Below are 21,243 nucleotides of genomic sequence, written 5' to 3' on the forward strand. Positions count from 1 at the left end.
TGCCGACGAACCGGTGCGTGCCAAGCAGGAACTGCGCGACTACGGCATCGGCTCGCAGATTCTGCTGGATGTGGGAGTCAGGAAAATGCGCCTGCTTGCGGTGCCGCGCAAAATGCCGAGCATGGCGGGCTTCGGACTGGAAGTGACGGAGTTTGTCGGACGCTGACATCGTTGTCCGCCCGAATGCGTGGTTGAACGTTAATTAATATGCCGGCCAAGATTGCCGGGAGAGAGTGGATGACTGAGTTCATCTTGCAATGAAGGAGCAGTAACGTGAATTACCTGGGATACAACATTAATATTCGGGGCCGGGTCTGGCGCGGCGATATGGTAGAGGCCGATATCGCCGGGCAGGATGGCGAACATATTTCGATCGCCGATACGGATTCGATTTCTGCGGAAGCGTCGGCGCGCGAGATTGTGGATTACGCCAAGCATCACAGGGCGACGCTCACCGACTCGGCTTGGCAAGTGCTGTATTGATGGGGGCTGCATGATCAACATCGTAGCTACCCACTTCAGGCGGATATGCGGGGCGAGAACAAAAGGGCCCGTTTCCATGATTCCTGCGCTCTTTCTTCCCCCGCATGCTCCTGCGCGCGCGATATTCCTTAAATGGACTCTAAATCGGCGGGGTTTTCGTGCTTGACAACCGGCATGCCGTGGGGGACATGACGAGCGACGAAAAAACCAAACGTATCATCGACATTAAACCGGTAAGCATTCGATCTGCCGGGGAAGAGCGGTGCCGGCAACTGGAGTCTGAAATCACGATGCAGATCGAGCAGTTGCCGCCGTTAGGTGACGACGACTGGGGCAAAATCCAGGTTATGCTCAATCACGAGGCAAGCCTGTTCCGTAAGGCGCAAGTGGCCAAATGCAGGGCCATCCTGAACGTGCTGGGGCCCGCCCGCAATACGGCCGCCTGGACCAGCCAGGACGACTACCTGGCTTACGATCTCTATCTGACGACTTACCGGGAAACCCTGGACTACCTGATCCACGCCGAGAGTCTGCTGGGGCATCTGGAAGAGCAGGAGTATGCCTTGTTCGATGACCTTGACCTCAATAAAGCAGAGCGACTCGAAATTTACCTGTCGTGGCTGAAACGGCGCTTTTGCCGGACCGGACCGGGCTGATGCGTTCAGCACAGATTCGCTTAGTAGTTCCTGACGTATAGCCTCGCGCACAGCAGGCAGACGGCGCTTAATCCGGCGATGGCGATCACACCCTAGCACATCGGCAGACCAGATGTGCCCACATGAACCCCCAGCGCTGGTTGCGTGCGCAGTGAAGGTGGAGAGCCTGTGTCAGTGCGGCATTTTGCATGCGGGGACTCATCTTGTGTTACAGCTCATGTAATGCCTGCCCTTTAAAGTAATAGATATTTTCGTGTTTGAAGCCGTAATTGCTTTGTTTTAAGCGGAGATGAGGCTCCAGGGTAAACAGGCCGGTCTCTCCAAGTAAACAGTTCGAGCCCGGCGCAATGAAAACCAGCTGATCCGTCTCCTTGCCGATGCTGTGCCCGAGATAATCCAGTTGCTCGAACCCCAAACGTTCGATTTCCTCATGCAGGGTTTGGTGCAGGTCGTTGAAGGTCAAATCCGGATGGGCGGTCCGCTTTAATAATGCATGCAGCAATTTCTGCGCCTCAGCACCTTGCAGAAATTCTGCATTGCGCCGTGGGATACGTCTTGTTTCGCCGTCTTCGATGTAATAGCTGCGTGCGCAGTCTCCGCAATAGCCGCTGATCGCGGGGTTCAGATCGATCGTTACCAGATCGTTTTCCTTGGCCCGGATGTTGTCGGGCGCATAGGGCATGCGTGATATCGCCAGCGTGGTGCGATCTCCGATCAGGGCCAGTGCCGGAAGCGACTGGTACCAATAGCTGTCGATGCCGGCAGCGCGCTGCAGTTCATCGCATTTTTTTACGAGATCGATTTCGCTGATGCCGGGCCGGATGAATTCCGTCACCTCGTCCAGTGTGCGGCGGGCGGCATTTTGTACTGCTTGGTAGCGTTTTAATTCCTGTTCCGTCATGTGTATTCCCAGGCGTGACTGACGAATTTCAGTCCGATCGCCCAAGCGGTTTCAAACAACCCAACCACAAATAAGGATAAGCCTGTCCATGCAATCCCTCTCCAAGGCAGTTATCCATAACGCCGGAGCCGGTGCAAACCTGCCACCGGCCCCAGCGCGTGCTACGTTGTCATGCTGAATCTGATTACACCTTGCATTCCAATGCCTTAAGGTTTGCTTGGCAGCCTATACGCGCCATTCCAGCCCCGGGTTTTCGTCCGGGTTGTATGCGACGCCCCACACCTTCTGTTCACGCTTGTAAGGCTTCTGGTGCTGCGGATCCACATCCTCGATCTCGCGGGCCAGGCGGTGACCGTCGAAAGTGGAGTCAGCGATGATGCGGGGGGCTTCGGCGTCGCCAATGACAAACACGTCCTTGATGCCGTTTTTTTCCCACTCATCCTTGCGTGCCTTCAGCTCGCGATAGAGACCGTCTTCCGAGCGGCGCGAGGTCACCAGGATCACGGTGTCGCATTCGTGCCATTCGTGCGAGTCGTTCTCCTTGCGCGGCAAATGGCCGGCGCCCTTGAATTCGCGCTTGTGGCCTTCGCCCCAGATGTTGAACAGCTGGACGCGGCCTGCCTCTACCTTGGAGCAGCCGGTCTCGCCGAGCACCTTGATGCCGAGGCCGTGGATCAGGCGCTGCATGTTCGCGCCTTCCAGCGTGAATTCCATGTAGGCACCCAGCGGGCCAACCGTGGCTACGGTGACTTCGTGGCCGGCGCGTGCGAACTTCTCGGCCAGGCTGGGCGCCATGTAGTACGGATCGTAGTTGATGATCATCACGCGCTTGCCGATTGGCTTCTTGCCTTCGAACACCTGTTCCGGCGTCAGCACGTGCGGCAGGCTAGCATCTGCGCCCGGAATCGACTGGTGGGTGCGGTGGTTGACGCCGGTGGTGCTCCACTTGGCGCCGGTGGCGATCACCACGCGCGATGCGCCGTAGGCCAGGATGTCGTCGGCCGTCATCGGCTTCACACCCAGCGCCAGCTGGCAGGACTTGTTCTTCTTGAGCAGCTTGTTGAGCTGCGTTTCGCGGTAATCGCGATGATAACCCCACTCTCCAAGCCCCGGCAGTGACGCCACTTCGTTGACGTAGCCGCCGGTCTTTTCGCGGGAATCCACCAGGTGGACGGTGTAGCCGCGTTCCATCAGCACACGCGCGCATTCGGAACCGGCCGGGCCTGCACCGACGACCAGCACGTCGTTATCGGATTTGGCGGGTTCGAACTTCTCCGGATGCCAGCCGCGGCGGTATTCCTCGCCTGCGGTCGCGTTCTGGGTGCAGATGAACGGCACGCCGCCCATTTCCCAGCGCGAGATACAGACGTTGCAGCCGATACAGGCGCGGATATCTTCGGGACGGCCCTCTTCGATCTTGCGCGGCAGCCATGGATCGGCAATCGACGGTCGTGCTGCGCCGATGATATCCACGATGCCTGAGTTAACGATTTCCAGCATTTTCTCGGGATCCCAGTAGCGCCCGACGCCCACCACAGGCTTATTAGTGGCCTGCTTGACATGGCGTATCCATTCGTTTTCATGACCAAGCTGATAAAAGCGCGAGGGACCGGCATCTTCACCCCATTCGGCGATGTCGCCGATATTGACGTCCCACAGATCGAGGTAGGGCGATGCCATTTCGATGAACTTGAGGCCGTCTTCGCCCAGCTCGACACCCTTGCCGCCGTACAGCGTATCGACGGCGCAACGGGTAACCAGGCCAACGTCGTCACCGACGGCGCGGCGGATTTTCTCCAGGGTTTCGACCCAGAAACGGGCGCGATTCTCGAAGCTGCCGCCGTATTGGTCGGTGCGGCGGTTGTAGTACGGGTTGAGCCACTGCATCGGGCCATAGGCGTGGGCGCCATAGACGTTGACCAGGTCGAAACCGGCGTCGCGTGCGCGCAGCGCGGCATCGACATATTGTTGCTGCAGGCGGTGCAGCTCGTCGATATCCGCCTCGTGGTTGTAGGTGAAGCCCGCGCAGTTCGGAACGGTGCCAAACTCCGAGTTGTACTGGCTGGGTCCGCGCGAAATCGTGCGCGATTCCAGGCCAGGTGCATGGGGGCCGCCGTAGAACAGCTCGCAGCCGGCGAGCGAGCCGTGGCTGTGCACGTGATCGACCATTGCACCCAGGTTACGCATGTCGCCCTTGTCCCAAAGGCGCGCGGTGATGCGTAGCGTGTCGTCGCATTCGGGGTGGATCGAGCACTGCTCGGTATTGACCGCGCCCCAGCCGCCTTCCGCCTTGATGCCGCGGTGGGCCATGTTCATGCCGGGGTGGTTGGTACCGGCGCCGTTGCAGTGCGGCACTTGGTAGAAACGGTTGCGAATGGTTTTTGAGCCTATCTTGATAGGCGTAAAAAGAATGTCGAATCTTGGATCTCTTGCCATTGCGTAGCCTCCGATAGCTGTGAAAAAGAATTTCTTGAGGATTTAAATATCCTGAAGTTGCAGCATATCCGTGTCAAAAACTAAGTCTATTACTCGTAGTGGTTACTACTAACTGGGTAGAGGGCGATTGCCTTTCAACCTGGTTGATCGAGGGCGTTGTGAATAGCATTCGATGTGGCCGCCCGCAGACGACGATCTGCGGTTTGACTGCTCGCCGTAGAAGATTGGAAATGAAATGTGGAAGCATCCACAAGACCATCCGGATAAGGATGCGTGGCGGGGGATTGGGTTTTGTCCCAAAGACGGAATCGCTCCCTGGCCGTTCGGGCCGGGCATTTCGGGCTGCTCATGTTCTTTTGCAGGACTACTGCAAAGGAAGTACTACTTCAAAACAGTTATCGTGTTTGAAGTTTCTGAGTATCTTTAAATACTGCTGATACTTCGGCGTGATTTTCCATCCTGAGGGCATAGAAATGGCACATTCCCAGTCACGTAATGACATCCTTACCGCGACGGTCAGTAAGATCGAGAAACTGAATCCGGAAACCGTGTGCGTCCAGCTGTCCTGTCCGGAAATCGTCCATTACAAAGCTGGCCAGTATTTGCGCATATTCATCGAGGGGCATACGGCAAGAAGCTATTCTCTCGCCAGCGCGCCGAGCGTCGACAAGACATTGCATCTGCATGTGCGCCGCAGCGCCGGCGGCGCTGTCAGCCGCTGGTTTCACGAAGAGCTCGCAGTCGGCGATGCACTTCATATCAGTCGCCCGCAAGGATACTGTTACTACCAGCCGGCAAACCTGGATCGGCCCATGCTGATGATAGGCACCGGCTCCGGTCTTGCCCCGCTTTACGGCATGGCCCGCGACGCGTTGCGGCATGGGCATAGAGGCGATATCCATCTTTATCATGGGGTAAGGCAGCGGGAAGAGTTGTTTCTAGTCGAGCAGCTGCAGGCGCTGGCCCGGCTGAATCCCAATTTTCGCTATGTGCCTTGCCTTTCCCGAGGCGATGTGTCGGAGGGCTGCCTCTCCGGTCGTGCGCTGAATATCGCGCTGCGAGATACGAACTTGTCCGCTGAGTGGTGTGTTTATTTGAGCGGAAATCCGGATATGGTCAACGATGCTTACCAAGCGGTTTCTGCGGCTGGGGTCGCAGCTGCGGCGATATTGTCGGATCAGCTGGCGGTCAATGCCGGAACCGATTTTTATGCGCGTGTGGCATAAATTGTAAAAGTGCGCAGGATATTGTTCTGTAACGATTAAATAAAAAGGTTGCAGGCATTTTAACTACCCCTTTGGGAGTAATCCGTAAAGAGAATTGTTTGTTGGGGTTGAGGCTACGCAGAATAGACCTCAATGCGTGGTCAGCAGATTGCATGTCGCAAGGTTTCATGCCATTGGGTTTCTGATGGCAGCAGTATGGGGCAAACAGGGAGTGCCACTTACGGTTATGCTTTTTGCATAACCGTAAGTGGCTGACATTTTAAAGTTCCTCTCGCTACAAGGAGACTCAAATTGAAAGATATTGCAGGAACAGTAGACGCGATTACTGCGGATCGATCCGAAGATGTAATCGCGCAAAATGCTACTTTGCATCGCAAGATTGATTGGAAAGGGGCATTCTGGGTTGCCAGTGGCGTGCCCGCGCTGGTTTTATTTTCGATTGGCGCGATTGCCGCTACTGTCGGGAAACCATCCTGGATTGTCTGGATGCTTTCGATCAGTTTCGGCTTTATCCAGGCCTTCACTTACGCCGAAATTGCCGGGTTGTTTCCACACAAATCCGGTGGCGCCTCGGTCTATGGCGCGGTGGCCTGGGTAAAGTACAGCAAATTCATCGCCCCGGTTTCCGTCTGGTGTAACTGGTTCGCCTGGTCGCCGGTGCTGGCGATCGGCTCTGGTTTGGCCGCTGGGTATATGCTCTCCGCCCTGTTTGCCCCTGACGCCGTGATCAATACCTGGCAAATAACCTTGCTGGACTTGGGAGGGATAAAAGACGGCCTGGTCCTGCGCATCAATGCGACATTCATCCTGGGCGCGGCGGTCTTGCTGTCGATATTTGCGATTCAGCACGGCGGTATTCTCCGCTCGGCCAAGGCAACCCTGGTTCTGGGGGTGACGGCCTTGGTTCCGCTGATGTTGATCGGTTTGGTGCCCATTTTTACCGGCGACATTCCTCAAGCTCACTTTTTCCCGCTGGCGCCGCTTGCGCACGATGCTGCAGGCAGGGTGATCGACGGCAATTGGGACATGGGTGGGTATACGCTGATGGCGGGTGGACTGTTTATCGCAGCGTGGTCGACCTACGGTTTTGAAACTGCCGTTTGCTATACCCGTGAATTCAAGAACCCAAAAACCGATACATTCAAGGCCATTTTTTACTCCGGTCTGCTCTGCATCGCCGTGTTCACCTTGGTGCCGATAGCCTTCCAGGGGCATCTTGGCCTGGGTCAGCTCGTGACCCCCGCTGTCGTGGATGCCAAGGGTGCCGTGACGACAGCCGCCGTATACAACGGCATGTTGGCACCGGACATCTACAGTGGTACCGGGGTTGCCGCGGTCATGTCGAATATGGTGGGCGGGGGTGGTTTCGTCGCGAATCTGATGGTGATCATGATGGTGCTGGCTCTGGCGCTGTCAATCATGACCTCGATGGCGGGATCTTCACGCACGTTGTATCAGGCCTCGGTGGATGGCTGGTTGCCGAAATATCTGTCCCATGTCAATGAGCATGGCGCACCGACCCGGGCGATGTGGACGGATCTTTGCTTCAACCTGATCCTGCTGATGATGTCGGATTATGTGTTCATTCTGGCGGCTTCAAACGTGGGCTACATCATTTTCAACTTCCTGAACCTTAATTCCGGTTGGATACACCGCATGGATCGTCCGAATTGGGACCGCCCTTACAAGGCGCCGACCATTTTGCTGATGCTGGGCGGTCTGCTGGGCTACGTGAACCTGGCATTGATGGGGATGGGCGCCGATATCTGGGGCGCAGGCACGCTGAAGACCGGGCTGATCTTTGCCGCGTTGATTGTGCCCGTATTTATCTACCGGCATTTCGTCCAGGACAAGGGCGTATTCCCGCATGCCATGCTGGAAGATATGCAACTTGACAAGGATGAAGACAACGTCAAAAACAAAGCGGGCATTCTGCCCTATGTTGCCCTGATCGCGGGGGTGGCGGTGGTCTACATTGGACATAGCATTGCGCAATACTAGTCTGCAGGGAAGTCAGGCGGACTGATTTCCCGGCATCTTGAAAATGCGCGTGGGAATGGGCGGCAATCATTTGCCGCCCATTTTTATTCAGTATCTGCAAGTTGTCTGCGCAAGCCGAATAACACCTTAGTAGTAAGTCGTAAGGGGAATTGTTTGGCCCTCGAACTGCACTGAAAATACCTACACAAGCAACTCACTCAACTGATCGGAGGAAAACATGGCACGCGACCCAAAGCACGACATTCTATTTGAACCAATCCAGATTGGCCCCAAAACGCTGCGCAACCGCTTTTACCAGGTGCCGCATTGTATTGGTGCCGGTTCCGACAAGCCCGGCTTCCAGGCCGCGCATCGCTCGATGAAGGCCGAAGGTGGCTGGGCGGCGATGAACACCGAATATTGCTCCATCCATCCGGAATCCGACGATACGCATCGTCTCTCCGCCCGCATCTGGGATGAGGGCGATGTGCGCAACCTGCGCGCGATGACGGATGAAGTCCACAAGTACGGTGCGCTGGCCGGCATCGAAATGTGGTACGGCGGGGCCCATGCGCCGTGTATGGAATCACGTGCCACACCGCGCGGCCCCAGCCAGTACGCGTCGGAATTCGAAACGCTGACCTACTGCAAGGAAATGGATCTGAACGATATCGCCATGGTCCAGCAGTATTACGTCGACGCCGCCTATCGCGCACGTGATGCCGGTTTCGACATCGTTTACGTGTACGGCGCGCACTCCTACCTGCCGTTGCAGTTCCTCAACCCCTACTACAACAAGCGCACCGACAAGTACGGCGGCTCGCTGGAGAACCGCGCCCGCTTCTGGCTGGAAACCCTGGAAAAAGTGCGCAACGCGGTCGGCAAGGATTGCGCGATCGCTACCCGCTTCGCGGTGGACACCGTGTACGGCCCGGGCCAGATCGAAGTGGAAGTGGACGGCATGAAGTTCATCGAACTGGCCGATCCGCTGGTCGATCTGTGGGACGTGGATGTCGGCGACATCGCCGAATGGGGCGAGGACGCGGGTCCGTCGCGCTTCTACCAGCAAGGCCACCAGGTGCCGTGGACCAAGTTCGTCAAGCAGGTTTCCAAGAAGCCGGTGCTGGGCGTGGGCCGCTTTACCGATCCGGAGAAGATGACCGAGATCGTCACCAAGGGCTATGCCGACATCATCGGCTGCGCCCGTCCGTCGATCGCCGACCCGTTCCTGCCGAAGAAGGTCGAGGAAGGCCGCTACGACGACGTGCGTGTGTGCATCGGCTGCAACGTCTGCATTTCGCGCTGGGAAATCGGCGGCCCGCCGATGATCTGCACCCAGAACGCGACCGCCGGCGAAGAGTATCGCCGCGGCTGGCACCCGGAGAAGTTCAGGAAGGGCGGCTCCAATGATTCGGTGCTGGTGGTTGGTGCCGGTCCGTCCGGTTCGGAATGCGCGCGCGTGCTGATGGAGCAGGGCTATACCGTGCACCTGTACGACAGCGCAGAGAAGGTCGGCGGCCACCTCAACAGCGTGATCACGCTGCCGGGTCTGGGCGAATGGGGCTATCACCGCGACTACCGCGAAACCCAGCTCAACAAGCTGGTCAAGAAGAGCAAGGAAAGCCAGATCGCGCTCGGCCAGAAGCGGCTGACCGCCGAGGACGTGCTGCAGTACGGCGCGGACAAGGTGGTGATCGCCACCGGCGCATCCTGGAACACCGACGGTACCAATTGCCTGTCGCACGATCCGATTCCGGGTGCGGATGCCTCGCAGCCGGACCAGATGACGCCTGACCAGGTGTTCGAGGGCAAGAAGAAGATCGGTAAGCGTGTGGTGATCCTCAACGCGGATACCTACTTCATGGCGCCCAGCCTGGCCGAAAAGCTGGCCAGCGCCGGCCACGAGGTGACCATCGTCTCCGGCGTGCATCTGGCCAACTACATGCATTTCACGCTGGAATACCCCAACATGATGCGCCGTTTGCACGAACTGCATGTCGAGGAGATTGGCGACCATTTCTGCTCGAAGATCGAGAAGGGCCGGCTCGAGGTGTACAACATCTGGGGCGACGGTTCCAAGCGTAGCTACCGGGGACCGGGCGTGGCGCCGCGCGATGCCAACAAGACGCACCGCTGGATCGAGTTCGATACGCTGATCCTGGTCACCGGCCGTCATTCCGACGACACGCTGTTCCGCGAACTGAAGGCGCGCGAAGGCGAGTGGGCGGCCAACGGCATCAAGGACGTGTACCTGATCGGCGACGCGGAAGCGCCGCGCCTGATCGCCGACGCGACCTTTACCGGCCATCGTCTGGCACGCGAAATCGAGGAAGCCAACCCGCAATACCCGCTGCCCTACAAGCGCGAAGTGGCGGTGTGGGGTGCCCCGCATATGCCGGGCGGTACTTTCAAGATCGAGTACAAGGTCTAGGGCTCTTTGCGAGGGAAGCCGCCGCGGTCATGCGCGGCGGCAATCCTGAAGCATAAGGATAAGAGAATGACGCCACATCAAATTTCACTGGTGCAGAAAACCTGGTCGCTGGCCGAGCCGCTGGGCGATACCGTCACCACGCTGTTCTACGGCCGGCTGTTCGAGCTGGACCCGTCGCTGCGGGCACTGTTCAAAACCGACATGCAGCATCAGGGGCGCAGCTTGCGCGTGATGATATCGATGGTAACCGTGGGGTTGTCGCAAGTTGATAAGCTGATCCCGACCCTGGTTTCCTGCGGCCGCCGGCATGTTGCCTACGGCGTCGCAGACAGTCAGTACGACACTGTGCGCGAGGCGCTGCTTTGGACTCTGGCGCAGGGTTTGCGCCAGCATTTTACCGCCGAGGTTCGCGAGGCCTGGAGTGCAACGTACGAACTGATGGCCGGAGTTATGAAAGAGGCGGCTGCCAAAGAGGTTGCCGCGCAGGCGGCGTGATCCAAAACCCGTAACGGCGTTGCTGTGCGGAATTGAATACCTGACTAAATTTAGGTGAAACCATGAGCGACGCGAGAGAAATTACCAGAATCCTGTTCGAGGGTTTTCAGCCGCAGACGATTTATCTGTTCTATGCCTTCGGCTATGCGGCGATATTCGTATTCCTTTATGGGACTTATGCCCAGATCAGGAAGTACCGGCGCGGGCAGCCGGACGGCTCCTGGGGCGAACTGCTGCATCGCTTCGGCGACATGGTGAATACCATGCTCACCCACCGCACGCTGGTACGGCGCGACCCGGCCGCGGGCAAGGCGCACCGGTTGATTTTCTTCGGCTTCCTGGTGCTGTTCGCAGGCACCGCCACCATTACGCTGGAATATGACATCACCGCCAGACTGTTCGGTTGGCATTTCTGGTATGGCAGCTTCTACCTGTGGTTCTCGCTGGTGCTGGATATTGCCGGAATCGGCGTGATAGGCGGCCTGCTGTACATGATGTACCGGCGCAAATGGCTGCGCCTGCCCAAGCTCGACTACACCAGGCCCGATCGCCAGCCCGGCGACCCGGACTACGACCGCAGCTTCTATCGCCGCGAGGACTGGGCCTTTCTCTGGTCGTTCATCCTGATCGCCGTCACCGGCTTCATCCTGGAAGCGACACGGCTGGTCTGGCTCTCCGGCCGCCCCAGCGTGTGGGATTACCGCATGTGGTCGCCGGTAGGTGCTGTCATCGCGCACGGCATGCAGGGCATCGGGCTCAGTGCGGAAGGCGCCGGGACATTGCGTGCCAACCTGTGGTGGTTCCATGGCTTGCTGGCGTTGACGTTCGTGGCGCTGATCCCTGTCACCAAGATCAAGCATATCTTCACCGCTGCGGCCTCGCTGATGTTCAGGGATCCGCTGGCTGCCCAACGCTTGCCGAAAGTCCCCGAGGAACAGCAGAGCGCCGGCTTCAAATACATCACCGATCTGAACTGGAAGCAGCTGCTGCACCTGGATGCCTGCACCAAGTGCGGTCGCTGCCACGAAGCCTGTCCGGCCAATGCAGTGGGCGCGCCGCTGTCGCCGCGCGACGTGATCCTGTCATTGCGCGAGTTCGCCAACAAGAGCTTGTCTTCCGCCACGGTGCCGAAACAGGCTGAACTCGATATTCACGGCAAGGACGTGGGGCAGGTGTTCATGGAAACGCTGTGGTCATGCCGTACCTGCATGGCTTGTGTCGAGATCTGCCCGGTGGCGATCGAGCATATCCCTATCATCGTACAAATGCGGCGCAAGCTGGTGGAGGATGGCGAGATGGATCCTATTCTGCAGAAGACGCTGGGCGCCATTCACAAGAGCGGCAACTCCTTCGGCGATTCCAAGCGCAAGCGGGCCGCCTGGACCAAGGCGCTACCATTCGAAATCAAGGATGCGCGCAAGGAGCCGGTGGATATCGTGTGGTTCGTCGGCGACTATGCCTCGTTCGACCCGCGCAACCAGAAGGTGACGCAGTCGTTTGCCCGCCTGATGCACCATGCGGAGCAGGATTTCGGCCTTTTGTTCGAGGGCGAAATGAACGCCGGCAACGATGTGCGCCGCGTGGGCGAAGAGGGGCTGTACGAATTGCTGGCCACCTCCAACATCGGCACGCTGGAGGCTTGCGACTTCAAGTCCATCGTCACCACCGATCCGCATTCGTTCAACACCATCCGCAACGAATACCCCGATTTCGGCGGCAGCTTCGAGATCCAGCATTACACCACGCTGGTCAAGCAGTTGATCGAGGACGGCAAGATCAAGCTCAAGAAGAAGCTGAACTATCGCGTGACCTTCCATGACCCTTGCCATCTGGGCCGCTACAACAAGGGCTACGACGCGCCGCGCGAGATATTGAAAATGCTGGGCTGCGAACTGGTCGAGATGGGTCGCAACCGGGATAACTCCTTCTGCTGCGGCGCCGGCGGCGGCCGCATCTGGATTCCAGATCCGGTCGGTCTGGAGAAGCCTTCGGCCAACCGCATGAAGGAAGCGGGCGTCATCGAAGGTCTCGAGGTGTTCGTCGTGTCCTGCCCCAAGGACCTCACCATGTTCGAGGATGCGCTCAAGACCTCTGGCTATGAAGGCAAGTTCGTGGTGCGCGAGCTGATCGAGCTGATCGATGAGTGCGTGGAATACGAGGAATGGGAAGAAATCGCGGAGGAGGCCTGATTTGGCAGTGCCTGTACAGGCCGGGGAGCTCGTGGCATTGGCCCTGAAAAGCAGGGATCCATTCGCTGCCGCTGCCGTATATGACGCAGCGGCAGCGGAGCAGCGCCGGCAACTGGAACAGGTAATGTTTGGCGAGCGCAGGAACGCCCTGATGTTTGCCCGGTGGGAACATACCCCGGCCGGTGTTTTGCAGGCGCTGGCCGGGACGCCGGACTCCGCCGTGAAGGTGCGCCTGGACAAGAATCCGGGCACCCCTACCCAGGCCTTGTCCAGCCTATATAGCGGGGAGAAGCAGACGGCACTGATCGGCCTGATTGCGCAGCATCCCCATGCGCCGGCAAGCGTACTGGAAGGGATTGCCGAGTTCGGCACCGACGTGAAAAACCTGAAGGCGGTGAGCGGCAATCCTGTCGCGAGCGGACGAGCGATCAGGATGCTGGCCCAGCGCAGGCCGGGGCTGTTCGATGGCGAACTGGCGGCAAATCCATCTACGCCGGCGGATGTGCTGGAACAGGTTTACCGCAGAGGCAATGCCTTTATCCGTGCCGCGGTCATCGCCCATCCGGGCTGCCCGCTGTGCGTGATAGAGCAGGCGGTCAACGAACGCGAAGTGGTCGTACTCAGGCATCTGGCGCGGGACAAGCGAGTAGACGTCCATACGCTGGCCAGGCTGGCATGTCACGCGGATGCGGCGGTAAGGCGCGGTGTCGCCGCCAACCCGGCCGCGCCCGGCGCATTGATCAAGGCGCTGGCCAAGGATGAAGTCGCCGCGGTCAGGCGTGCCGTGGCGGCGCGGGACGATTTGACGCCGGCCGCCATGCCGCGCCTAGCGCGGGACCCGGATCATTGGGTGCGGCAGTGGCTGGCGCGCAACCCGCGGGCGCCGAAAGCCTTGCTGCAACAGCTGGCAGAGGATGGCGAAGCGGATGTCAGGCGTGCGGTCGCGCGCAATCCCGGCTGTCCCCGGACCTTGCTGGGCCAACTGGCCGCGGACGCGGATGCCTGGGTACGCGCTGCCGTGGCCTACCAGGCCAACACGACGATCGGGCTGCTGCGGCAGCTGGCCGCGGATGCGGCAGTCGATGTGCTGAGCGGGGTGGCCTCGCATCCGCGTACCCCGCAGGCGATTTTGCAGCGGCTGGCACAGTTCCCGGAAGCGGATGTGCGGCGCGGCGTGATCCTGAACCGCCGCGCCAAACGCAGCACCTTGCGGCCGTTGCTGGAGGATCCGTATTACCTGCATCGGCTGCTGCTGATCGGCAGTCCGGTGTTGAATGAGAAGGACAGATGGGAGTTGCACGACGACCCCGATCAGACAGTGAGGTTTGCAGTTTTTAAATGGTTTTCTGACCGCTTGGTGCAGGGAACCCGGCATCAACAAGAGGCAGTTGTCATTGGAGTAACTTAGGAGAGTATGGCCATGAAAATATTGGTTGCAGTAAAGCAGGTGGTGGCGCTGGACGACGATTTCGAGTTCCGCGCCGACGGCAAGGACGTGGATGAGGATTTCTTTCTCTACGACCTCAACGAGTGGGACGATTTCTCGCTGGAAGAGGCGATGAAGATCAAGGAAGCCAGTGACCAGGAAGTCGAGGTGGTGGTGGTTTCCATCGGCCCGGACCGTGTGGACGAAAGCCTGCGCAAATGCCTAGCCAAAGGTGCGGATCGCGCCATCCGGGTATGGGACGATGCCATGGAAGGTTCCGACTCCGTCGCCATCGGCCGCATCCTTGCCGCCGTGATCAAAAAAGAAGCTCCGGACATGGTGTTCGCCGGCGTGCAGTCGTCCGACTATGCCTATGGATCCACCGGCATTTCCACCGCAGGCTACCTCGGCTGGCCGCACGCCGCTGTGGTGTCCGACCTGAAGTACACGCCGGGCGGCGCCTCTGCCGTGGTGCGCCGCGAACTGGAAGGCGGTACCCTGCATGAGGTGGAAATTGCCTGCCCGGCGGTGCTGACCATTCAACTCGGCATCAACAAGCCGCGCTACGCATCGCTGCGCGGCATCAAACAGGCCGCTGCCAAGCCGATTGAAGAAATGTCGCTGGGCGACGTTGGCCTCTCCGCCGATGAAGTGGGCGTCGATAGCGCGCTGTCGCGCGTGCGTCGCATGTACGTGCCGGAAAAGGGCCGTGCCGCAATGATCGAAGGCACCCCGGCAGAACAGGCAGCCAAGCTGATCGAAATTATCCGCGAGTTCAAAGGAGAGTAAGCATGAAAACAATTTTGGTAATTGCGGAACATCGCCGCAACGAACTGCGCCCGGTTTCGCTGGAGCTGGTTACGGCAGCTCAGAATCTGCGTCAGGGCGATGACAAGGTGGTGGTGGCTGTGATCGGCAGCCAGGCCGATAATTTCGTCAAGAATCTATCCGTTGCGGGTGTCGATGAAGTGGTGACGGTCAAGGCGCCCACGGCGGAATTCGATGCGGACCTGTTTGAAGCCTCGGTCAATGCGCTGATCGACAGCAAAAAGCCGGCGGCCGTGCTGCTGGCGCACTCGGTCGATTCATTGGGCTATGCTGCCACGCTCGCGACCAAGGGCAAGTTCGGTTTTGCCACCGATGTGTTCAAGGTCGAATACGATGGTGCGGACCTGGTCGCCACGCGCGCTGGCTATAACCAGAAAGTTAACGTCGAAGTGGATTTCCCCGGCAAGGACTGCGTCATCCTCGCGCTGCGCGCTGGCTCGTTCAAGCCTGCGGAAGAAGCCGGGTCGCCCGCGGTCAGCAGCTTCGATCTGCCGGCCGGGCAGTCGCGCACCAAGAATCTGGAATTCGTCGAACAGGGCGGCGGCAATGATGTCGACATCACCACGGTCGACTTCATCCTGTCGATCGGGCGTGGCATCGCGGAAGAAAACAATGTGGAACAGTTCCGCGAACTGGCGGAAATGGCCGGCGCCACGCTGTGCTGTTCGCGGCCGATCGCGGATGCCGGCTGGTTGCCGAAATCGCGCCAGGTCGGTCAATCCGGCAAGGTGGTCGGCTCCTGCAAGCTGTATGTGGCGATGGGTATTTCCGGCTCCATCCAGCATATGGCCGGCATGAAGCACGTGCCGACGATCGTCGGCGTCAACACCGATCCCAATGCGTCGATTTTCACCATCGCCAAATACGGCATCGTCGGGGATATTTTCGAAATCGAGGAAGAGTTGCGCAACCAGTTGGCATAAGAGGAAAGGCATTCGACCACGGGGCACGGGGGAACCAAAATGCATAATGGTTTTCCCCGTGTCCCCTGGTTCAAAGCTGTTTTGAAGGGGGACGCATGAAAAAGATCGAACAGAACCTGAATGGCGAGGGCATGCGCATCGGCATCGTGCAGTCGCGTTTCAATGCCGACATCTGCGACGGCTTGCTCGATGCCTGTCTGGCGGAACTGCACCGGCTCCTGGTCAGGGATGCCGACATTACCTTGGCGACCGTCCCCGGCGCGCTGGAATCGCCGCTGGTATTGGCGAGAATGGCCAGAACCTCGCGCTTCGACGGCCTGATCGCGCTGGGAGCCATTGTGCGCGGCGAAACCTATCATTTTGAAATCGTCGCCAACGAATCGGCGCGGGGCATTGCGCAGGTGCAGCTGGAAACGGGCATGCCCATCGCCAATGCGATCCTGACGACGGAAGATGACGCGCAGGCGTTCGCCCGCATGCGCGTGAAGGGGACCGAGGCGGCACAGGTGGTGGTGGAAATGATCAACCTGACAAAATGCCTGTCGCTGCCGCAACATCGCAACTGGAAAGACCATCCGCGGGCAGCGCAAGCGTATGCCCTCGCTTTGAACGAACAGAGGGGATAGCGATGGCCTGGAAACTTTGCAACACATCCAAATTGCAGCATGCGGCTGAAGCGGTACGTTTGCTCGTCACCGGCAATCCTGCCCCGGCGCTGGAGAAAATGGACGGCTGGATGCAGCAGGCGCTGCGGCCCTCATTGCAGGCTGCGGCAGCCGACCTGCAGCAGATGCGCGGCAGGCATGCCGAGGAGTTGGCCGCTCTGCGGCAGCAGTACGACGCCGAACGGGAGGCCACCGAAAGTGCCTTTGTCAGCGAGTGCGAAAGCCTGCGCACGGAGCTGGAGTGCGTGCGCCGCGAACTTGCCGAGCACGTGGCAAGCACCGAAGCGATGCGTGCTCAATTTGCCGAGCTCAAGGATGGGCTGCAAGACTATGAACTCGCCAAGTCGGCGCTCACCGAAGGCATCTGGATGCTGCACATCGTCGACGGCAACCCCGACCATCCAGGCAACAAGATTTACTGGTCGCCGCAGTTTCGGGCACTGTTGGGCTATAGCACGGAAGCCGAATTTCCGGATGGCTGGGACAGCTGGAACCGCGCCATCCACCCGGAAGACAAGGAGCGGGTGCTGGCCGAGTTCGCCCGCCATGTCGACGATGACAACGGGCGCACGCCCTATGGTGTCGAATACCGATTGATGACCAAGGACCGCGGCTATGTCTGGTTCCGCGAACGCGCGGCAACCTTGCGCGACGAAGCCAACCGGCCGTTGAAGTCTGCCGGCGCGTTCCGCGACATCACGCACGAACACGAGGCGAAGGCGCTGCATGCAGCTGAAGTGGCGGCTGCCGAAGCCAGCATGCAGAAGATCATCAAGGTGTCCGATGCCATCAGCGAAATTACCCAGCAGACCAATCTGCTGGCCTTGAACGCCGCCATCGAGGCGGCGCGCGCCGGCGATGCCGGCAGGGGGTTCGCGGTGGTCGCCGACGAGGTGCGCAAACTGGTTGAGCGTACCGCCAAGGCCACCGCAGAAATCCGCAGCATGGCACAGCATTCGGTCTGATCATAAGCGTACCCATCGCGGGATGGGGAGCTTTGCTCCTTGTCCCGGCCGCGCTCCCGCCGCCGGGGTGCGGGCGCCCTCTCCCCGTCATTTCCACGCGGGTTGCCTGACTATAAGGATCGCCGCCGCGATTTGTACCTCTTTGGTAGTACCCCCTCAAGAGAATTCCCGCCTTCCCCTGTCTTCGATATCGTTTACCCAACCTAAATCCCCGCCACATGGAGTTGGAAGAATGTTGAGAAATTCGATACTGAATGGCAGGCACAGAGAGCTCGGGTCCAAGCTGGATGGCGACACCTGGAACGGCATGCCCATCCCCTGGAGCTACCACAGCGATCCGCACGACGAGGTCGTCGCGGTTCGTTCCCGCGCCGGTCTCTATGATGTTTCCGCGTTGAACATCATCAATGTCAGCGGCACCGATGCGGAAGGCGTGCTTGACCGCCTGGTTGCAGTCGACGTGACCAAGATGCTTCCTGGCACGTCGAGGCTGGCGGCCGAGCTGGACGAATCTGGCGCGCTCTGCGACGACATCATGATCATTCGTGACGGCAAGAATGATTTCCGGGTATCGCACGGCAGCGGCAAAACGCCGCAGCAACTCAAGAAGCTCGCAGAAGGCAGGAACGTCAGCATCGAATCCGACCAGGATGTGCACATCCTATCGTTGCAAGGACCGAAATCGCTGGATGTGCTGGCGCCGCATGTCGGCTTCAAGCTGGCGGATCTACCGTATTTCAAGCACCAAAAGACCACCCTGTTCGGCTGCGATGCCTATGTCGCTCGCGGCGGCTACTCCGGCGAGCGTGGTTATGAAGTGTATTGCGCAGCCAGGGATGCGGTACTGCTGTGGGACAGGATACTCGAGGTTGGTGCCCCTTTCGGCGCGATTGCCGCCTCCTGGAACTCCCTGGATCTGACCCGCGTCGAAGCCGGGCTGCTGTTCTTTCCGTTCGAGATGCCGGAGGGCGATACCACGCCGTGGGAAGTCAACATGGGCTGGGGCGTCGATCTGGACAAGCAGGGCGATTATATCGGCAAGGAGGCCGTGCTCAAACTGCGCGGCCGCGAGCGCGTCAAGCAGGCCGGTCTGGTATGCGATAGCGCAACGGCGGTCGAGACCGGTGCCAAGCTGGTCAGGGACGGCAAGGAAATCGGCGTGGTGACCAGCGCCAGCTTCAGCCGCTACCTGATGCTGTCGATTGCGATGGTGCACATCAAGCCGGAGTTCTCGCAGATCGGCACCATGGTCGAAGTGGTCGGCAGCAAGACCTGCAAGGCGAGGGTGACGCGCACGCCGTTCTACGATCCGATGCGCCTGCGTACTCATCCGGAAGGCGCCAGGTAAGCCGGTACCAATTCGAGAAACGGGGCGACAGGACCAGAAAGATTATGGAACGCGGTTACAGGATAAGAAGCAAGCCGGTCTACCAGGCGCTGTCCTGGCGGGATAAGGCCTTGGCGCATGTGGTGGTTGCCGGGGGCGCGGGTGGTATGGCGGTGCTGCAGTTGTTTCAGCATATGTATCCGCAGCAGCCGGTAACGGTATTTTATGTGCGCGGCAACAACCCGGACACCGATTATTCGGCCATCCTTGCCCGGGTGGTCGGCGACGGTTTCAGGCTATTCGACAGCGAGATGGATGCGCTCTACACGTTTTACCGGATGCTGTCGGACTGCCGCATGGGAACGCGATTTTATGTCGCGGGCACGGAAAGTTTCATGTGGTCCGTCTGCAAGCTGGCTTCGCTGCATGATGTTCAGGACAGCGAAGTCATGATGGAGCTGTGCCATAGCCTGGCCAGGCCGGTCTACTGCGTGCACTGCAAGGCGACCATGCCGGACGTCACGACCAACATCGTGTCCTGCCGCCACTGTGCCAGAAAGCTTTTTGTCCGGGATCATTTTTCCAGGCATCTGGGTGCTTATATGGGCCTGATGATCGACGCCGAGAACCCGGGCGATGTTCCCGCAATCGAGGAGATTTACCCATGAGTACGGTCAATGTCCGGGTGGCCGCGATCGAGCAGGTCACGCCGATGATCAAGCATTTCACCCTGGTACGGGAAGACGGGCAGGCTTTTCCGACCTTCTCCGGCGGCAGCCATGTCGTGGTAGCGATGGACATCAACGGGCGCACGCATCGCAACGCCTATTCGATGATGGGGGCGCCTGAAGATACTCAGGCCTACCATATCTCCGTGCGCCGGGAGGAACGCTCGCGCGGCGGTTCGGTGTTCATGCATGACAACGTCGTTGAAGGATCGTCGCTGCAAATCACGCTGCCGGTGAACCTGTTTGCGCTGTCGAAACTGGGGCGTAAACATATCCTGATCGCCGGCGGTATCGGCATCACGCCTTTCATGTCGCAGTTGCACGATATCCAGCGCAACGGTTACAGCTATGAGTTGCATTACGCATTCCGTTCGCCCGAGCATGGCGCGTTCAGTGGGCAGCTCAAGGCCCGCTGCGGCGACCTGGCGCATTTTTACGCCGACAGCCTGGGCCGGAAGCTGGACATCCGGGCGCTGCTGAGCGCGCAGCCGCTGGGCAGCCATGTCTATGTCTGCGGGCCGGCGTCGATGGTGACGGCGGTGCTGGAAACGGCCAGGGAACTGGGCTGGCCGGAGAACCACATCCACAGCGAGCAGTTTTCCGCGCCGCCGACGGGCGACGCATTCAAGGTGCGGCTCGCCAAATCCAATATCGAAGTCGAAGTGCCGAGCGACATCACGCTGCTGGAGGCGCTGGAAACGGCGGGGGTCAATGCCGAATCGCTCTGCCGCGGCGGCGCCTGCGGCAGGTGCGAGCTCGACGTGCTGGAACTGGATGGCGAAATCTTCCACCACGATCACTACCTGAGCGATGCGGAAAAAGCTGCGGGCAGAAAGATCATGCCATGCGTTTCCCGTGCGCGATGCACGCATATGTTACTGAATATTTAGGGGATACATCATGGGACTTGCATTCAAGAAAGAGACTTTCCGCGACGACTATACGTATCGTAACTCTCCGGAAGCGATACGCCGCTTTCCCTTTCCGTTTCCGGAGGACAAGTACATGTACTCGGTCAACATCGAGCCGCATGTCAGCGTCAATCCGGGTTCGGTATTCGAATTCCCGCTGGATGTCGACGAGCACTATGTCGCCGAATGCCGGGACAAGGCGATCACCCTGGCCAAGGATCCGGGACGCTACGCCGCTCTGCCGCACATGATGGACGCGCAATGGGACGTGCTGGAGCTGATCATGGAATCCCTGTCGCGGGATTACCCCGACCAGTTCACGCTGGCGAAGGACGGCAATCGCTGGACCTGGGAAAACCGGCCGCTGGGCATCAAGGATACCTTCACTTTCGGCGACCGCGCTTCGATGGAGATGGATCCGTTCGAATATGTCGGGCGCCAGGTTCAGGGTGACTTTGTTTTGCTGGATCAGCGCGAAGGCACGCTTTTCGCGGATGCAGGCTGTATCGCCAGCCAGGCGGACTGGTCGCTGGCATTAGATGTTGGCATGTCCTGGCACGAATGGCATGGACCCGTTCCCCAGGCGGCGCAACTGGGCGTGATGGATCGCGCACTCAAATTCATGATGAACCTGCAACTGGGAAGTCCGGTAAGGCGCTTGAACTGGACCATG

Annotated in this window: 17 protein-coding genes and 2 pseudogenes; 17 read left to right on the top strand and 2 right to left on the bottom strand. The window is 59.3% G+C overall.

Annotated features, from left to right (window positions below):
• The 3 genes and pseudogenes from VGK14_RS08230 to VGK14_RS08240 form a co-directional block, all read left to right on the top strand.
• Positions 1-166 (top strand): annotated as a pseudogene (locus tag VGK14_RS08230) (bifunctional 3,4-dihydroxy-2-butanone-4-phosphate synthase/GTP cyclohydrolase II); the annotation flags it as partial.
• Between the two features lie 107 nt (positions 167-273).
• Complete coding sequence (locus tag VGK14_RS08235) at positions 274-483, top strand: hypothetical protein (protein ID WP_331508525.1); 210 nt, start codon at positions 274-276, stop codon at positions 481-483.
• Positions 484-671: 188 nt separating this feature from the next.
• Positions 672-1,139, top strand: a complete 468-nt coding sequence (locus VGK14_RS08240) for a hypothetical protein (RefSeq protein WP_331508526.1) — start codon at positions 672-674, stop codon at positions 1,137-1,139.
• Positions 1,140-1,347: 208 nt separating this feature from the next.
• On the opposite strand, the gene VGK14_RS08245 is transcribed toward VGK14_RS08240, so the two are convergent.
• On the bottom strand, positions 1,348-2,040 hold the full coding sequence (locus tag VGK14_RS08245; RefSeq protein WP_331508527.1) for a M24 family metallopeptidase: 693 nt from the start codon (positions 2,038-2,040) through the stop codon (positions 1,348-1,350).
• Between the two features lie 225 nt (positions 2,041-2,265).
• The gene (locus tag VGK14_RS08250) at positions 2,266-4,476 is read right to left on the bottom strand and encodes an FAD-dependent oxidoreductase (RefSeq protein ID WP_331508528.1); all 2,211 of its coding nucleotides are present in this window, start codon (positions 4,474-4,476) and stop codon (positions 2,266-2,268) included.
• Positions 4,477-4,949: 473 nt separating this feature from the next.
• Here VGK14_RS08250 and VGK14_RS08255 point away from each other — a divergent pair, with 473 nt between their 5' ends.
• The 14 genes and pseudogenes from VGK14_RS08255 to VGK14_RS08325 form a co-directional block, all read left to right on the top strand.
• Positions 4,950-5,702: an FAD-binding oxidoreductase gene (locus VGK14_RS08255; RefSeq protein ID WP_331508530.1), complete on the top strand. Its 753-nt coding sequence runs from the start codon at positions 4,950-4,952 to the stop codon at positions 5,700-5,702.
• Between the two features lie 300 nt (positions 5,703-6,002).
• Positions 6,003-7,703 carry an APC family permease gene (locus tag VGK14_RS08260; protein ID WP_331508544.1) on the top strand — a complete coding sequence of 567 codons (1,701 nt, stop codon included), beginning with the start codon at positions 6,003-6,005 and terminating at the stop codon, positions 7,701-7,703.
• A 217-nt stretch (positions 7,704-7,920) separates the two neighbouring features.
• Positions 7,921-10,113 carry an FAD-dependent oxidoreductase gene (locus VGK14_RS08265; RefSeq protein ID WP_331508532.1) on the top strand — a complete coding sequence of 731 codons (2,193 nt, stop codon included), beginning with the start codon at positions 7,921-7,923 and terminating at the stop codon, positions 10,111-10,113.
• A 66-nt stretch (positions 10,114-10,179) separates the two neighbouring features.
• Entirely contained in the window at positions 10,180-10,608 is a 429-nt protein-coding gene (locus VGK14_RS08270) for a globin family protein (protein WP_331508533.1), read from the top strand.
• Positions 10,609-10,670: 62 nt separating this feature from the next.
• Positions 10,671-12,797 carry a (Fe-S)-binding protein gene (locus VGK14_RS08275; RefSeq protein ID WP_331508535.1) on the top strand — a complete coding sequence of 709 codons (2,127 nt, stop codon included), beginning with the start codon at positions 10,671-10,673 and terminating at the stop codon, positions 12,795-12,797.
• Positions 12,798-12,804: 7 nt separating this feature from the next.
• Positions 12,805-14,205 carry a hypothetical protein gene (locus VGK14_RS08280; RefSeq protein WP_331508545.1) on the top strand — a complete coding sequence of 467 codons (1,401 nt, stop codon included), beginning with the start codon at positions 12,805-12,807 and terminating at the stop codon, positions 14,203-14,205.
• 12 nt (positions 14,206-14,217) lie between these two features.
• Entirely contained in the window at positions 14,218-15,012 is a 795-nt protein-coding gene (locus tag VGK14_RS08285; protein WP_331508536.1) for an electron transfer flavoprotein subunit beta/FixA family protein, read from the top strand.
• 2 nt (positions 15,013-15,014) lie between these two features.
• Positions 15,015-15,974 (top strand): electron transfer flavoprotein subunit alpha/FixB family protein, encoded by a 960-nt coding sequence (locus tag VGK14_RS08290; protein WP_331508537.1) that lies wholly within the window; start codon positions 15,015-15,017, stop codon positions 15,972-15,974.
• A gap of 95 nt (positions 15,975-16,069) precedes the next feature.
• Positions 16,070-16,516 (top strand): annotated as a pseudogene (gene ribH / locus VGK14_RS08295) (6,7-dimethyl-8-ribityllumazine synthase); the annotation flags it as partial.
• Positions 16,517-16,602: 86 nt separating this feature from the next.
• A complete protein-coding gene (locus VGK14_RS14645; RefSeq protein WP_414691711.1) occupies positions 16,603-17,604 on the top strand; it encodes a methyl-accepting chemotaxis protein in 1,002 nt (333 codons plus the stop codon).
• 232 nt (positions 17,605-17,836) lie between these two features.
• Positions 17,837-18,952, top strand: coding sequence for an aminomethyltransferase family protein (locus tag VGK14_RS08310; protein WP_331508538.1), 1,116 nt, complete (start codon positions 17,837-17,839; stop codon positions 18,950-18,952).
• A gap of 44 nt (positions 18,953-18,996) precedes the next feature.
• Positions 18,997-19,599, top strand: a complete 603-nt coding sequence (locus VGK14_RS08315) for a dimethylamine monooxygenase subunit DmmA family protein (protein WP_331508540.1) — start codon at positions 18,997-18,999, stop codon at positions 19,597-19,599.
• The gene (locus tag VGK14_RS08320; RefSeq protein ID WP_331508541.1) at positions 19,596-20,549 is read left to right on the top strand and encodes a PDR/VanB family oxidoreductase; all 954 of its coding nucleotides are present in this window, start codon (positions 19,596-19,598) and stop codon (positions 20,547-20,549) included. The genes VGK14_RS08315 and VGK14_RS08320 overlap by 4 nt, the downstream gene beginning before the upstream one ends.
• A 10-nt stretch (positions 20,550-20,559) precedes the next feature.
• The coding region (locus VGK14_RS08325; protein ID WP_331508542.1) for a DUF3445 domain-containing protein at positions 20,560-21,243 on the top strand (684 nt) is incomplete at its 3' end.

It is taken from the genome of Novimethylophilus sp. (genome assembly GCF_036504375.1).
In the GTDB taxonomy this organism is placed as follows: domain Bacteria; phylum Pseudomonadota; class Gammaproteobacteria; order Burkholderiales; family Methylophilaceae; genus Novimethylophilus.

Excerpts from the sequence above, each read along its gene's own strand:
- VGK14_RS08240 (WP_331508526.1), top strand. The coding sequence starts at position 672 with ATGACGAGCGACGAAAAAACCAAACGTATCATCGACATTAAACCGGTA.
- VGK14_RS08245 (WP_331508527.1), bottom strand. The coding sequence starts at position 2,040 with ATGACGGAACAGGAATTAAAACGCTACCAAGCAGTACAAAATGCCGCC.
- VGK14_RS08250 (WP_331508528.1), bottom strand. The coding sequence starts at position 4,476 with ATGGCAAGAGATCCAAGATTCGACATTCTTTTTACGCCTATCAAGATA.
- VGK14_RS08255 (WP_331508530.1), top strand. The coding sequence starts at position 4,950 with ATGGCACATTCCCAGTCACGTAATGACATCCTTACCGCGACGGTCAGT.
- VGK14_RS08265 (WP_331508532.1), top strand. The coding sequence starts at position 7,921 with ATGGCACGCGACCCAAAGCACGACATTCTATTTGAACCAATCCAGATT.
- VGK14_RS08270 (WP_331508533.1), top strand. The coding sequence starts at position 10,180 with ATGACGCCACATCAAATTTCACTGGTGCAGAAAACCTGGTCGCTGGCC.
- VGK14_RS08275 (WP_331508535.1), top strand. The coding sequence starts at position 10,671 with ATGAGCGACGCGAGAGAAATTACCAGAATCCTGTTCGAGGGTTTTCAG.
- VGK14_RS08285 (WP_331508536.1), top strand. The coding sequence starts at position 14,218 with ATGAAAATATTGGTTGCAGTAAAGCAGGTGGTGGCGCTGGACGACGAT.
- VGK14_RS08290 (WP_331508537.1), top strand. The coding sequence starts at position 15,015 with ATGAAAACAATTTTGGTAATTGCGGAACATCGCCGCAACGAACTGCGC.
- VGK14_RS14645 (WP_414691711.1), top strand. The coding sequence starts at position 16,603 with ATGGCCTGGAAACTTTGCAACACATCCAAATTGCAGCATGCGGCTGAA.
- VGK14_RS08310 (WP_331508538.1), top strand. The coding sequence starts at position 17,837 with ATGTTGAGAAATTCGATACTGAATGGCAGGCACAGAGAGCTCGGGTCC.
- VGK14_RS08315 (WP_331508540.1), top strand. The coding sequence starts at position 18,997 with ATGGAACGCGGTTACAGGATAAGAAGCAAGCCGGTCTACCAGGCGCTG.
- VGK14_RS08320 (WP_331508541.1), top strand. The coding sequence starts at position 19,596 with ATGAGTACGGTCAATGTCCGGGTGGCCGCGATCGAGCAGGTCACGCCG.